General features: G+C 70.2%; 13 protein-coding genes and 1 tRNA gene. 5 read left to right on the forward strand and 9 right to left on the reverse strand.

The window, feature by feature from the left end:
- Positions 1–31: 31 nt before the first annotated feature.
- Positions 32–913: an ABC transporter permease gene (locus ABD987_RS25055; protein WP_345398366.1), complete on the reverse strand. Its 882-nt coding sequence runs from the start codon at positions 911–913 to the stop codon at positions 32–34.
- Positions 903–1,712, reverse strand: coding sequence for an ABC transporter ATP-binding protein (locus ABD987_RS25060; protein ID WP_345398369.1), 810 nt, complete (start codon positions 1,710–1,712; stop codon positions 903–905). Before ABD987_RS25060 ends, ABD987_RS25055 begins: the two co-directional genes overlap by 11 nt.
- Before the next feature lie 326 nt (positions 1,713–2,038).
- On the opposite strand from ABD987_RS25060, the gene ABD987_RS25065 reads away from it, so the two are divergent.
- Both ABD987_RS25065 and ABD987_RS25070 read left to right on the forward strand, forming a co-directional pair.
- Positions 2,039–3,628 (forward strand): sensor histidine kinase, encoded by a 1,590-nt coding sequence (locus tag ABD987_RS25065; RefSeq protein WP_345398372.1) that lies wholly within the window; start codon positions 2,039–2,041, stop codon positions 3,626–3,628.
- Positions 3,625–4,281, forward strand: coding sequence for a response regulator (locus ABD987_RS25070; protein ID WP_345398375.1), 657 nt, complete (start codon positions 3,625–3,627; stop codon positions 4,279–4,281). Before ABD987_RS25065 ends, ABD987_RS25070 begins: the two co-directional genes overlap by 4 nt.
- 21 nt (positions 4,282–4,302) lie before the next feature.
- On the opposite strand, the gene ABD987_RS25075 is transcribed toward ABD987_RS25070, so the two are convergent.
- The gene (locus ABD987_RS25075; protein WP_345398378.1) at positions 4,303–4,932 is read right to left on the reverse strand and encodes a hypothetical protein; all 630 of its coding nucleotides are present in this window, start codon (positions 4,930–4,932) and stop codon (positions 4,303–4,305) included.
- A gap of 205 nt (positions 4,933–5,137) precedes the next feature.
- Complete coding sequence (locus ABD987_RS25080) at positions 5,138–5,962, reverse strand: SDR family NAD(P)-dependent oxidoreductase (protein WP_345398381.1); 825 nt, start codon at positions 5,960–5,962, stop codon at positions 5,138–5,140.
- Positions 5,963–6,124: 162 nt separating this feature from the next.
- Here ABD987_RS25080 and ABD987_RS25085 point away from each other — a divergent pair, with 162 nt between their 5' ends.
- Positions 6,125–6,928, forward strand: a complete 804-nt coding sequence (locus ABD987_RS25085) for a trypsin-like serine peptidase (RefSeq protein WP_345398384.1) — start codon at positions 6,125–6,127, stop codon at positions 6,926–6,928.
- Here ABD987_RS25085 and ABD987_RS25090 read toward each other — a convergent pair.
- Positions 6,925–7,848, reverse strand: a complete 924-nt coding sequence (locus ABD987_RS25090; protein WP_345398387.1) for an Ldh family oxidoreductase — start codon at positions 7,846–7,848, stop codon at positions 6,925–6,927. The genes ABD987_RS25085 and ABD987_RS25090 overlap by 4 nt on opposite strands.
- A gap of 141 nt (positions 7,849–7,989) precedes the next feature.
- On the opposite strand from ABD987_RS25090, the gene ABD987_RS25095 reads away from it, so the two are divergent.
- Positions 7,990–8,271, forward strand: a complete 282-nt coding sequence (locus ABD987_RS25095) for a DUF2277 domain-containing protein (RefSeq protein WP_345398390.1) — start codon at positions 7,990–7,992, stop codon at positions 8,269–8,271.
- A 3-nt stretch (positions 8,272–8,274) separates the two neighbouring features.
- On the opposite strand, the gene ABD987_RS25100 is transcribed toward ABD987_RS25095, so the two are convergent.
- From ABD987_RS25100 to ABD987_RS25110, 3 genes are all read right to left on the reverse strand, one after another.
- The gene (locus ABD987_RS25100; protein ID WP_345398393.1) at positions 8,275–9,069 is read right to left on the reverse strand and encodes a hypothetical protein; all 795 of its coding nucleotides are present in this window, start codon (positions 9,067–9,069) and stop codon (positions 8,275–8,277) included.
- A gap of 433 nt (positions 9,070–9,502) precedes the next feature.
- A tRNA-Ser gene (locus tag ABD987_RS25105) sits at positions 9,503–9,590 on the reverse strand.
- On the reverse strand, positions 9,591–10,088 hold the full coding sequence (locus tag ABD987_RS25110) for a MarR family winged helix-turn-helix transcriptional regulator (RefSeq protein ID WP_345398396.1): 498 nt from the start codon (positions 10,086–10,088) through the stop codon (positions 9,591–9,593).
- A gap of 560 nt (positions 10,089–10,648) precedes the next feature.
- On the opposite strand from ABD987_RS25110, the gene ypfJ reads away from it, so the two are divergent.
- A complete protein-coding gene (gene ypfJ, locus ABD987_RS25115) occupies positions 10,649–11,587 on the forward strand; it encodes a KPN_02809 family neutral zinc metallopeptidase (RefSeq protein ID WP_345398399.1) in 939 nt (312 codons plus the stop codon).
- Between the two features lie 74 nt (positions 11,588–11,661).
- On the opposite strand, the gene ABD987_RS25120 is transcribed toward ypfJ, so the two are convergent.
- The gene (locus ABD987_RS25120; protein WP_345398402.1) at positions 11,662–13,203 is read right to left on the reverse strand and encodes a M28 family metallopeptidase; all 1,542 of its coding nucleotides are present in this window, start codon (positions 13,201–13,203) and stop codon (positions 11,662–11,664) included.
- Between the last annotated feature and the right edge of the window lie 37 nt (positions 13,204–13,240).

The following is a 13,240-nucleotide window of genomic DNA, read 5'->3' on the forward strand; positions in this document are numbered from 1 at the left end:
TCCGACTGTCCTTCTGAGACGCATGGCGGCCTCAGACGAGCCCGTTGGCGGCGGAGCCGGTGGACATCGACGGGCGCCAGCGGAGCAGACGTCCCTCCAGGCCGCTGATGCCCCATTCGGCCAGCAGCGCGACCACGGTGATGATCAGCATGCCCGCGTAGACGCCGGCGGTGTCGAACGTGCCCTGCGCGTTGGCGATCAGGAATCCCATGCCCGCCTTGGCTCCGGTGTACTCGCCGACGACCGCGCCGATCAGCGCGAACCCGAACGCGACGTGCAGCGAGGAGAGGATCCACGACGTCGCGCTGGGCAGCACGATCGAGGTGAGCACCTGCCGGCGGGTGGCGCCGAGGATGCGCGCGTTGTCGATCAGGTTGCGGTCGACCTCGCGGGCGCCGGTGAAGGCGTTGAAGAACACCGCGAAGAACACGAGCACGAACACCGTCGCGACCTTCGAGGAGAGCCCGAGGCCGAACCAGATCACGAACAGCGCGGCGAGCACGATCCGCGGCAGGGCGTTGGCCGCCTTGATGAACGGGGCGAGCACCTCGGCGAGGTAGGCGCTGCGGCCGAGGACCACGCCGACCAGGACACCGGCGATCGCGCCGAGCACGAAGCCGATCACCGCCTCTTCGACGGTCACCAGGATCTGGTACCAGATGGACCCGAAGTCGGTGCCCTTGCCGATCCATTCGACCAGCCGGTGCCAGATCAGCGACGGCTTCGAGTAGAAGAACGGGTCGATCCAGTACGTCGCGGCCAGTTCCCACGCGCCGAGCAGCACCACGACGATCACCGCGCGCAGCGCCCAGATGTTGCGCTTGCGCCGGGCGGTGGCCTTCCTGGCCCGCGCCAGGATGTCCTGCTCGGTTTCCAGCACCGGCAACGGAGCGGGTGAAGTATCAAGCGACACGGTTCGCTCCCTTCTCGCGGGCCTTGTCGACCTCGCCACGGAGCGATTCCCAGATATTCGAGTACAGCACACGGAACTCCTCGGTGATCCGTAGTTCCTCGACCTTGCGCGGCCGTGCCAACGGGATTTCGAAGGTGTCCTTCACCGTGGCCGGGCTGGCGGTCATCACGACCACCTTGTCCGCCAGTGCGATCGCCTCGTCGAGGTCGTGCGTCACGAAGATCACCGCGGCATTACTGCCGGACCACAGGCGCAGCAGCTCGTCCTGCATGAGCGCGCGGGTCTGCACGTCCAGCGCGGAGAACGGCTCGTCCATCAACAGGATCTTCGGCTCGGTCACCAGGGTCTGCGCGAGCGCGACCCGCTTGCGCATGCCGCCGGAAAGCTGGTGCGGGTAGTACTTCTCGAACCCGGCGAGCCCGACGCGGGCGATCCAGTCGGTCGCCAGCGCGCGAGCGTCCGCTTTGGACACTCCGCGAAAACGGGGCCCGGACGCGACGTTGTCCAGCACCGAACGCCACGGCATCACCGCGTCGGTCTGGAACATGTAGCCGACACCGTCCGGAATGGACCGGACGTCCTCACCGTTGACGCGCACCCGGCCCGCCGACGGCGGCTGGAGACCGGAGACCAGCGACAACGTGGTCGACTTGCCGCATCCGGTCGGGCCGACCACGGCGACGAACTCGCCCGGCGAGACGGTCATGGTGAGGTCGCGGACGGCGGTGTGGACCGAACCGGATCCGCTCGGGAACCTTTTGGTGGCTCCGGTGAGTTCGATGAGTGGTGGGGACGTCATCGGGGTGACTCCTTCGTCACGGTGGTGCGGGGGCGCCCGGGGCGCTGTTGCTGGGGTCACAGTGCCGCCGGTCACGGGGACGTTAAGTCGGCTCGTCGACGAGGTGAAGCTTGTCGACGTTCTGCGTGCGCTTCGCGCGTTCTCCGCGTTTTGCTCATTTTGCCAATCCGACCGGAAGTAGGCGGACACCAACCGCAGCGGAGTTGCCCGGAGAAACCCATTTCCGCCGTGACTGTAGTCGGATTGGCAAAGAGCGGCACCGTCGCGCACCGGCCTGACCTGGGCGTATCGTCCTCGCCATGCCAACGCGGGCCAGACTTCCGAGGATGCGGTTCAGCCGCCAGATCCTGCTGTTGCAGATCGGTGTGGTGGTGCTCGTCGTCGGTGTCGGCGTGACGCTGGTCGGCCTGATGCTGCGCGGCACCCTCACCGAGCAGTACGGCCAGCGCGCGCTCGCCATCGCCCGCTCGTTCGCCACCGACCCCCAGGTCGTCGTGGCGGCCGCCGCGCGGAAGCCCACCGACGACCTCGAACGCTGGGTCCGGAGCTACACCGATTCCACCGTGAAGGACGCACCACTGTTCGTGGTGATCACCGACGACAAGGGCATCCGGATCGCGCACCCGCTCCCGGCCGAGGTGGGCAAGAAGGTCTCCACGCCCGCCGACGAGGCGCTGGCGGGCAGGAACGTCGTCAGCGCGGTCGAGCGGGGCAAGCTCGGGCTCTCGGTGCGGAGCAAAACCCCGATCCGGCAAGGAGATCGCGTCGTCGGGGAGGTCAGCGTCGGTTTCGAGATCACCGATCTCACCGGCGACTTCGACAAGCTGCTCCTGAGCGTCCTCGCGTTCGCTGGTGGCGCGCTGCTGCTCGGCGCCGGGGCGTCCGCGCTGCTCAACCGGCGGCTGCGGCGGCTGACCCACGGCCTGGAACCGCACGAACTGACCGAACTGCTCTACGAACGCGAGGCCGTCCTGCACGGGATCGGCGAGGGGATGCTCGCCGTCGACGCGGACAACAAGGTGACCGTGCGCAACACCGAGGCCGAACGCCTGCTGGGCACCGAACTCCCGGTCGGCGCGCGACTGTCCGAACTGGAGCTTTCCCCGCGCGTGCACAAGGCCGTCCACGAAGGACGCCCGGTGGACAACCTCCTCGCCGTGGCGGGCAACCGGGTGCTCGTGATCAACTCACGGGCGGTGCGGCGCGACGAGCGCGACATCGGCACGGTGCTGACCTTCCGCGACCGCACCGATCTCGACACCCTCACCCGCGAGCTCGACGGCATCCGCGCGCTGTCCGACGGCCTGCGCGCGCAGCGCCACGAGTACGCCAACCGGCTGCACACGCTGTCGGGGCTGCTCCAGCTCGGGCACCACGCCGAGGCCGTCGACTACCTGCAGACGCTGACCGAGACGACCTCGGCGCGGCCGAGCGAGGTGAGCGACGCGGTCGCCGACCCGTACCTGCAGGCGCTGCTGCTGGCGAAAACCGAGCAGGCACAGGAAAAGGGCATGGCGCTGACGCTGTCCGACGATTCATGGGTGCCGGGCACGCTGACCGACCCGATCGCGGCGAACACCGTCATCGGCAACCTCGTCGACAACGCGCTGCACGCCGCGCGGATGGGCCCTCGCCGCCCCGCCACCGTCGAGGTCGGCCTGCTCGCCGAGGGCACCACACTGCACGTGTCCGTTGTGGACAGTGGGCCCGGGGTGCCGGAGGAACTGCGCGACACCGTGTTCGAGGAGGGCGTCACCACCAAGATCGCACCCGGCCACGGACTCGGCCTCGCGCTGACCCGGCAGGCGGCCCGCGCGCGCGGCGGGGACGTCTGGCTCGCCGGCGCCGGGAACGCCGAGGGCGGCGCGCTGTTCGTCGCGAAACTGCCGAACATCCTGCGGGAGGGACAAGCATGATCCGCACGCTCATCGTCGACGACGACTTCCGGGTCGCCGGGGTGCACGCGGGCTTCGTCGAGGAGGTGGCGGGGTTCGCCGTGGTCGGCACCGCGCACACCGCCGCCGAGGCCCGCGCCCGCGTGCGGGAGCTGGCGCCGGACCTGGTGCTGCTCGACATCTACCTGCCCGACGAGCCGGGCCTGTCGGTGCTCCCGGACCTGCGCACCGACACGATCGTGCTGTCCGCGGCGACGGACACCGCCTCGGTCCGGGCGGCGATCCGGGCGGGCGCGCTGAACTACCTGATCAAGCCGTTCACCACGCGCCAGCTCGCGGACCGGCTGGCCGGTTACGCGCGCTACCGCGGCCTGGTCGACGGGGACCGCGCGCTCGGCCAGGACGACGTCGACCGCGCGTTCCGCGTGCTGCACGAGCAGGACCGCACCGCGGCGCCGAAGGGCCAGTCGACGGCGACGTCCCGGCTGGTTTCGGACCTGCTGCGGCAGGCGGACGGGCCGCTGTCCGCGGCGGAGGTCGCCGGCGAGCTGGGCATGGCGCGGGCGACCGCGCAGCGCTACCTCACCGCGCTCGCGGAGTCCGGCGCGGTGCGGATGCGGCTGCGCTACGGCGCGACCGGCCGCCCGGAGCACGAGTACCGCTGGACGGAATGAGGGAGGCCCCGAACGGGGAACTCAGTGGCGGCCGAGCATCTTGTTCATGCTGTCCATGAACGGCTTCACGAACTCCTTGACCGTGTCCTGCTGCTTCGGTTTGGGGCTCTCGCTCGCGACCGGCGGCGTCTCGGCACGCGGCTCCTCGGAGCGGACCGGCGCCGGACGCGGCGGCAGCGACTTCTTCGCGGCCGGGAGCTGCCGGGGCGGCGCCGGGACCGGGACGTAGACGGTGACCGGTGGCGTGTGCTCGACGCGCGGCTCCGGCTGGACGGCCGGGGCGGCGGACGGCTGCGCGGGAGCGGGAGCGGGCTGGACCGCGACGGCCGGCCTCGGGTCGAGCGCCGTGTCCTCCGACGAGGAGAGACCACCGAGCATCCCGCCGCCGAACCAGCCGACCACGAGCAGCGCGAACGCCGCGGCACCGCCGAGCCACATCCGCGCGCGGCGGCGCCGGATCACCACCGACTTCGGCCGCAGGTCCTGGTCGCACACCGGCTGGCGCGTGTAGATCGGCGCCGGCTCCGGCTCCCCGTCGGCGCTGCGCCTGCGCTGGGGCAGGCTGGCCGCGATGATCCCGGTCCGGTCGATCAGCTCAGCGGCGTCGGCGGGCGCGGGGCGGGCCGCACTGCGCTGCGCGGTACGCGGCATGGGGGACCTCCGGGACAAACACAGGGCACGGCAAAGCTCGTCTGGACGTCAGCATTCTGGTGCCTTTCCGGCGAAAACGTCGGAAAGTAACTCAATCGTGTGACGTCGCGACCCTTCATCATGCTCTCTCACGCCGTTCCCGGCTACCCGCCCGATCGCGTGGGGAGCACCGGTGAACCCATTTCCGGATTCGGCCGGCCGTGGGTCAATGACCACCCATCCGCTTGAGTCCCAACCGCGCCAGCATCGCGGCCGGCCGCTGGTAGGCCGAGCCGAGCACACGCGGGATCGCGTCCAGCACATAGGCGTCCGGCCCGATGAGAATCCGCGCGGAACCGCGTTCGACCCCGCGCACGATGGTCTGCGCGGCCTTCTCCGGGGTGGTCCGCGCGATCTTCTCGAATCCCGCCGCGGCCTCCTCGGAGTCCTCCCCACCGGCATTCCGGGAATCGCGCACGATGTTCGTCTTGATCCCGCCGGGATGCACACAGCTGACCCCGACCGGGTGACCGGCGATGAGCATTTCCTGGCGCAACGATTCGGTGAATCCGCGCACGGCGAACTTCGCGGCGTTGTACGCGCTCTGCGTCGGCACGCCGATGAAGCCGAAGACGCTGGAGACGTTCACGACGTGCCCGTCCCCGGAGGCGATCAGGTGCGGGAGGAACGCCTTGGTCCCGTTGACCACGCCCCCGAGGTTGATGCCCAGCAGCCAGTCGTAGTCCTCCCACGACATCTCCTCGACGGTCGCGCCGAGCGCCACACCCGCGTTGTTCACCACGAGGTTGACCTGGCCGAAGTCGGCGACGACCTCCTCGGCGTGCGCGAGCACGGCGGCCCGGTCGGCGACGTCGAGCCGGTAGGAGCGCGCGCCGGACCCCGCCAGCTCCGCGGTGGCCGCCGCCCTTTCACCGTCCACATCGGACAGCGCGACCCTGGCGCCGCGGCGGGACAGCTCCAGCGCGAGCGCCCTACCGATACCCGATCCCGCTCCGGTGATCACCGCGACCTTGCCCGTGAACCGCTTCATCGCCAACTCCCGTGCGTCAAAGGTGTTACTCCGTGGTTACAGATACTAGTGGTATGTCAACTGTGAGCTTCCTGTGGGTTCTTCGCGTTCGCTGTCCGAGGCCGGTCAGAATATGGTGACGTGGATTCGACAGCGGGTGATCGTCTCCGAGAGGGGGAACCAGTGCGGCGCTCCGCGTTGTTGCTCGCGCTCGTCGTCGTGCTGGCGCTCGGCGCGGTCGTGGTCACCATCGTCGCGACCTCCTCCTCGCCGAACCCGATCGCCGAGGACGGCTCCGCGGTGGCCGCCACCCCGGCCGGGAGCGGGGCGAAGTCGCAGCTGCCCCCGGTGTCCAGCCCCGCGGTCGGCGCGCTGTTCGTCGACGGCGCGCACTACTGCACCGCGAGCGTCGTCCACAGCGAGCAGGGCGACGTCCTGCTCACCGCCGCGCACTGCATCCACAACGGCGAGGGCGGCGACTACATCTCCGGCATCACTTTCGCCCCCGGTTTCCACAACGGCGTCGCGCCGTTCGGGTACTGGGACGTGGGCAACGAGCTGGTCGCGCCGGGCTGGGCGGCCTCGTCCGACCCGGATCTCGACGTCGGGTTCGCGACCGCGCACCAGGCGGGCAACCCGAAAACGCTGGAAAGCGTGACGGGCGCGAACAAGCTGGCCACCGGCGGCGCCTTCGTCCAGGCCATCACCCTGACCGGTTACCCCGACGAGGCCGACGTCCCCGCCGTCTGCCAGAACACCACGTCCCAGCAGGACACCTACCAGCTGCGGGTCGACTGCGCCGGCTTCCCGAACGGGACCAGCGGCGGCCCGTGGGTCGCCCAGCAGGACCCGAAGACCCGGCTGGGCACGGTGGTCGGCGTGATCGGCGGCTTCCAGTACGGCGGCGACGACCCCGACACGTCCTACAGCAGCTACTTCGACGAGGACGTCGCCGCGCTCTACCGCCAGACCACGTCGCGCCCCTAGCCGACGCTGGTCAGCGGCGGCCGCCCGAGCGACGTGGCGAGCTTGTCCAGCTCCCGCCGTACCGGCGCGCTCAGCGGGACGCCCAGCGCCCGGCACTGGTCGAGGTACTGCGCCTCGTGCCAGCCCGGGTAGCGGATCGGCGCGCCGCCCTGCCAGCCGAGCAGGCTGCCGAAGAGCGCGCTGGCGGCGCGGTAGAAGCCGTCGGCGCTGCGCAGCGTCGTCGGGGCGATCGCGAGCACCAGCAGCCCGGTGTCGTGCTCGTGGTCGGCGACGCCGGACAGCACCCCGGCGAGGACCTCGACGAGCAGCGCGAACCCGGCCATCGCCGGATCGCCGCCGGTGGTCGGGGTCGGGGTGTCCATGTCGAAGACGAACTCGGGGTACGCCCCGGCGGGGGCCGCCATGCCCAGCGGGTTGACCGGCAGGTCCGGATCGGTGGCGGCGGCGAGGACCAGCCCGATCATCGCGTGCGGCAGCGCCCGTGCCGCGTGGTGACCGGCCCGGCCGAACGGGCCGATGCCGCGCAGCGAAACCAGTCCGGCGCCGAAGCGGCCGGCACGGGTGACCGCGCGGTCCATGGCGTCGCCGACGGCCCACAGGCCCGGTGCGCGGCGGTAGTCGATGAGGGCCGCCGCGCCGCGGTCGGCGATCATCAGCGGTTCCGCGCGTGGCCGGACGAAACCGCTTTCCAGCAGCGGCAGGTGGGTCCGGGTGAGTTCGGCGACCCCGTGCTGCGGGGTGCCGGTGAGATCGCCGTGGCACAGCGCCTCGGCGGCCATGCGGGCGCGGGACTCGGGGAAGCCGTGCGCGAGGAAGACGTGGGCGACCAGCGTGAGCAGTTCGTCGGCGGGGACGCGGTGCCAGGCCTGTTCCGGAATCGGGGTGTCCGGGGCTTCCGTTGTGGGCGCGGAACGGTTCAAGCGGAGAGAACGCGGTCTGAGCTGCACTTCTCCGAGACTGCCCAACCTCGTGTCGGGACGTCAACGAGGCTCGCTGGCCACAACCCGTCTGTGTGATCCGAAGGGCGGAATCCACGACATCGGACACGTACCCTGTTCGGTATGTGCCGAAACATCACCACTTTGCGTGGTTTGCAGCCGTCTGCGACGAGTGAGGAAATCGAGGCGGCGGCGCGGCAGTACGTCCGCAAGGTGAGCGGTGTGCAGTCCGTCTCGGACGCGACGCGCGAGCCGTTCGAGGCCGCTGTCGCGCAGATCGCCGAGATCACCGCGAACCTGCTGGAGCAGCTGCCCGCGCGCCGTCAGCCGCCCACGACGGTGCCGCCGCTGCGCCGCCCGGAGGTCCGGGCGCGGATGGCGTTGAAGGAACTCAAGAAACCCTGAGACTCAGTGCGCCGGGCGGTGGTCCCGCTCGGCCAGTTCGGCGACGACCTCGGTGAGCGCGCGGCCGTCGCCGGGGTCGACGCAGCCGGCGAACATCGCCATCGCCGCGACGCCGAGTACCGAACGCCGGTTGTCGTGGTCGAGGATCCGCGCCTCGGGGTCGCCGGAGACACGCAGCGCGAGCCCTTCGGCCAGCGCGGTGAGCAGGACCGTGAGGTCCTCGAAGGTGACGCCGGGCCGCAGCCGCAGCCCGCGTGCCTCGAGCACCGATTCGCACATGGCCGCCCAGCGCGTGGTGATGTCGCGGTAGACCGTCGTCATGGCTTCGCGCAGTTGTTCGTCCTGGCCGGTGAGCGCGGTGAGCAGGAAGCGGAAGCGCAGCGCGGTGGCGGCGCCGCCGGCGATCGAGGCCATGTCGCGGTAGGCGATTTCCTCGATCGCGGCGACGAAGTCCCCGTCGGACAGTGCGGGGGTGGCCTGGTCGGAGAGGTGGTGCGGGGACCAGCGCTGGATGCGCAGGGTGTAGCGGGCGAGGTCGGAGAGGTAGTCGGGGAAGTAGGCCCAGCGGTCGCGGAAGGAGCCGGGGGTGCCGTGGCGGGGCAGCTCGGCGGGTCCGTTGGCGACCTCGGCGATGACGTTCTCGCGGGTCAGTGTGGACAGCGGCCGGGTGAACCCCTCCGCGGGTGTCTCCTCCGCGAAGAACTCCCGGTCGAGCAGCCGCACCCCGGCCTCGAGGTAGGCCCGCGTCAGCGGATGGTTGGCGAGCCTGCTGCGCACCGCCTCCGTCCGCCGACGCACATTCCGCACCACCCCACTGAGATCGTCGTGCCGCTCGCCTTCGCTCTCACGAGTCACCGTCCGCGCCTCCCCGCTAGCGCACCACCTCCGCTCCGGGAGGTCCCGCCCCGACCGTCCGCACAGGCCCTATCCCCGGCGGCCGCGCCACCGTACAACTCAGGGCATGAAACTCATTCTTACCAGCAAATCCGCCGCCAAAACCGCCCTCTACCTCTTCCTGACAGGCGCCCTAGCAACCCTGATGCTGACCTAGACGACAAGGCGACAATCGAACGCAACGTCCCCACCCACCACGGGGGGTCCAGGGGGGCGGAGCCCCTCCTGGTGGGGGTCCAGGGGGCGAAGCCTCCCTGGCGGGGGTCCGGGGGTTCGACCCCCGGGGCAGAGGCGGACGCCAGAGGGGTCCGCGCTTTCCGCGGACACAGGCATCCCATGGCGGAAGCGGAGGGATTTGAACCCCCGGTGGGTTGCCCCACGCTCGCTTTCAAGGCGAGTGCATTCGGCCGCTCTGCCACGCTTCCCTAGGGGCTCAGGGTATCGCGCCTGCCTTCGAGGTCGTCCAGGTGTTCGAGGACTCGGGTGAAGGCGGCGCCGATGACGGCTTGTTCGTCGGGGGTGAGGTGGTCGATGAGGTGGTCGCGGACGCCTTCGACGTGGGTGGGGGCGGCGGTGCGGAGGAGGGTTTCGCCGGTTTCGGTGAGCTCGGTGACGACGCCGCGTTTGTCCTCGGGGTCGCGGGCGCGGCGGACGATGCCGCCGGTTTCGAGGCGGCTGATCTGGTGGGAGAGGCGGCTTTTGGTGGAGCCGAGCATCGCGGCGAGTTCGGTCATGCGGATGCGGTTGCCGGGTTGCAGGGAGATGCAGACGAGGACCTCGTAGTCGGCGAGGGAGATGTCGTGGCGTTCGGCGAGTTCGCGGTGCAGGCGGTGACGGAGCCGGAGGGTGGCGACGATGTAGGAGCGCCAGGCGGCCATTTCGGTGTCGCTCAGCCAGCGGCCCGTCGGCTCGTCGTCGGTCATCAACGCAGGGTAGAACGTTGTTCAGGGCCCGGGTGGTCCGGTGTGCGGCGCGCGGCGATATCCCCCGAAGGGGGGTTACGAAAAGGTTGAGAGTCAGCCGGGAAAGGCGCATTCTGCTTTACAGCGGATGGCCGGTCCGGTACAGGGCACGTCGCAGGGGCGCGCCGCTGCCGGATCTCCACCCGGGAGAGGTCAGGTGGTTGCGTGGTGGGTGATCCTCGCGGTTGACCGCCTGCTGTGTCCCCACGGCCGGCACGGTGTCCTACCGGTTCGGTCGTGATTGTGAACAGCTGGAGAGCGTGGGCTTCTTCGATGCGCTCGGCATTCTTCTCGCGCATTCGGCGCCGTTCCGGCCTGGATCTCGCCGTGGTCTCGGTGTCCGCGGCGGCAGTGCCAGTGCGCCGGCCCGGGTGCGGCCAACCGATCAGAAGCACTTTTGTGACAGTGAAACCTCGGTAACCCTGGGTGCGGCCATCAGCGCGTGGCCGCACCCAGGCGCGTGTCCGGGCCACTTCGGCGGATGTCCTGGCCGCCGCGGGATCCGCGACTACTCTTGTGCCGTGCGATTCGACGACGACGCGGGTCTGGACACCTCCGAGGTCCAGGACCTGCGGGGCAGCGGCGGTGGTGGCGGCGGGGTCGGCGGCCGGCTGGCGATCGGTGGCGGCGGGGTCGGGCTGGTCGGGCTGGTCATCTACTTCCTGATCTCGCAGTTCGGCGGCGCGAGTCCCGGCCATGTCAGCAGTGGCGGCGGGGGACTCGGTCTCGGTGATGTGCGGTCGGGTCAGCAGCTCGACGACTCGAAGCTGGCGAGCCAGTGCAAGACGGGCGCGGACGCGAACCGCAACCACGACTGCGCGGTGGTCGCGACGATCAACTCGATCCAGGACTACTGGACGCAGGAGTTCGCGCGGTCCGGCCAGACCTACCGGAAGGCGCCGACGAACTTCTTCAGCGGTGGGGTGCGGACCGGCGGCTGCGGCAGCGCGACCTCGGACACCGGGCCGTTCTACTGCCCCGCGGATTCGCAGGTCTACATCGACCTGACGTTCTTCAACGATCTCAAGACGCGTTTCGGCGCGCAGGGCGGACCGTTCCCCGAGGCCTACGTGCTGGCGCACGAGTACGGCCACCACGTGCAGAACCTGACCGGCGCGTCGAAGAAGGGCGGCGGTTCCGGGCCGACGTCCGGTTCGGTGCGGCTGGAGCTGCAGGCCGACTGCTACGCCGGGGTGTGGGCGAACCACGCGACGAAGACGCCGTCGAAGAACGGGAAACCGTTGATCACCGACATCACGAAGGACGACATCAGCCGCGCGCTGGACACCGCGTCGCGGATCGGGGACGACTACATCCAGAGCAAGCTCGGCGGGGGCCAGGTGGACCGGTCGAAGTTCACCCACGGCACGTCGAAGCAGCGGGAGAAGTGGTTCACGACCGGGTTCCAGACCGGCAAGCCGGCCAGCTGCGACACGTTCTCCGCCCGCGATCTGGGCTGACGTGAAGGTCCGTGGGGGCCTCCTTGAGGGACCTAGGTCCCTCAAGGAGGCCCCCACGGACCGTTGAGCGGTGTTCAGGCGGCGGTGTGGTGCGGGTCCATGTTGCCCGAGGGGGCCGCCAGGGAGTGCCGCTGCGCGCCTCGTTCGGCGGCTCGCTGGGCCTTGGCCTTGACGGCCTTGCCCGGCGCGACGCCGTTGACGGTCTCGGTGCTGGTCGCGTAGACGCCGAGCGCCCACGCCACGCCGTCGGCGTTGCGGTCGAGCGCGACGCGGTCGATGTTGCCGAGGTTGTCGCAGGCCTGGTGGTAGCACGGGTCGTACGCGACGCCCGCCTTGCCGCCCCACTTCGCGGCCTGCGCGGCGGTCTTGAGTCCCTCCGCGCCGGTGTCGAGCCCGCCCGCCGGGATGCCGTTGGCGATGAACTCGCCGTAGTCGGAACGGCCGGTGAAGTCGGTGCCCTCCACCTGGACGCCCTTCGAACCGAGGTAGTCGACGAAGGTCTTCTCGATCTGCGCCGAGCCGTACGGGCCGGGGCCCGCGCCGACGTTGTCGGAGTTGTCACCGTCGTAGGCGAAGTACCCGGCGTTCGGCGAGCCGATCATGTCGAAGTTCAGGTACAGCGCGAGGTCGAGCTGCTGCTCGAAGCCGAGCGAGCGGACGTAGTACTTCGAGCCGACGAGCCCGAACTCCTCGGCGCTCCAGAACCCGAACCGGACCGCGTTGTTGACCTTCGGCTTGCTGCCGAGCTGCAACGCCGTTTCGAGCAGGGTCGCCGACCCGGTCCCGTTGTCGTTGATCCCCGGCCCGGCCGGGACGCTGTCGAGGTGGGCGCCGAGCATCACGACGTTGTCCTTGCGCCCGGTCTTGGTCTCGGCGATGACGTTGTAGCTGGTCCGCGCCTCCTGGAAGGCGCGCAGTTCCAGGGTCACCGACGCGCCGCCCTGTTTGGCAAGCGCTTCCCCGGCGGCCTGGGTGATCCCGCCGGTCGGGATCTTGGCGTCCGCGGGGCTGCCGAGCGTCCCGTTGAGCGCACCGTCCTCGTTGTTGTAGACGATCGCGCCGGTCGCGCCCGCCGCCGCGGCGGCCTGCTGCTTCTGTGCGAACGAGCAGCCACCACGCTTGATCAGGGCGATCTTGCCGGTGACGTCGCCGTAGTCGGCGGCCGCGCAGCCCGTCGCGGCGGTGACCGGGACGACCGCGAGCGGTGCGGTGACGCCGCCGACGGGCGTCGACTTCGTGTACTCCATCGCGATGACCGGCACGGCCTGGCCGGCGACAGCCAGCTTCTCGGCGAGGGTCTCGCTGTAGGTGAAGGGGAATTCCTGGCGGGTGACGTCGTACCCGGCGGCCGCCAGCTTGGTGGCGATGTACTCCGCGGACTTCTTGTGTCCCTCGGTGCTCGCGGCCCGTGTGCCGTTGTTGGTGTCGGCGAACCGCTGGAAGGCGACGAGGTGCCGGTTGATCCCGTCGACGCCGACCTTCTTGACGAGCTGCTTCGCGAGCGCGGGTCCGTCCGGTTGCCCGGTGGCCGCGGCCGGTGTCGCCCCCAGAGCGAGCGTGGCGCAGGCGGCGAGGGCCACCGGCGCGACAAGTCTTCTTCTTCGGTTATGTGACATGGTGACACCTTTGTTCGCGGTGTCCGCAACGTCAATG

It is taken from the genome of Amycolatopsis samaneae, from assembly GCF_039541975.1.
GTDB classification, from domain to species: domain Bacteria; phylum Actinomycetota; class Actinomycetes; order Mycobacteriales; family Pseudonocardiaceae; genus Amycolatopsis; species Amycolatopsis samaneae.

Bases quoted from the DNA above. Each gene is read 5' to 3' on its own strand.
- ABD987_RS25060 (WP_345398369.1), bottom strand. From the start codon at position 1,712: ATGACGTCCCCACCACTCATCGAACTCACCGGAGCCACCAAAAGGTTC.
- ABD987_RS25065 (WP_345398372.1), top strand. From the start codon at position 2,039: ATGCGGTTCAGCCGCCAGATCCTGCTGTTGCAGATCGGTGTGGTGGTG.
- ABD987_RS25070 (WP_345398375.1), top strand. From the start codon at position 3,625: ATGATCCGCACGCTCATCGTCGACGACGACTTCCGGGTCGCCGGGGTG.
- ABD987_RS25075 (WP_345398378.1), bottom strand. From the start codon at position 4,932: ATGCCGCGTACCGCGCAGCGCAGTGCGGCCCGCCCCGCGCCCGCCGAC.
- ABD987_RS25080 (WP_345398381.1), bottom strand. From the start codon at position 5,962: ATGAAGCGGTTCACGGGCAAGGTCGCGGTGATCACCGGAGCGGGATCG.
- ABD987_RS25095 (WP_345398390.1), top strand. From the start codon at position 7,990: ATGTGCCGAAACATCACCACTTTGCGTGGTTTGCAGCCGTCTGCGACG.
- ABD987_RS25110 (WP_345398396.1), bottom strand. From the start codon at position 10,088: ATGACCGACGACGAGCCGACGGGCCGCTGGCTGAGCGACACCGAAATG.
- ABD987_RS25120 (WP_345398402.1), bottom strand. From the start codon at position 13,203: ATGTCACATAACCGAAGAAGAAGACTTGTCGCGCCGGTGGCCCTCGCC.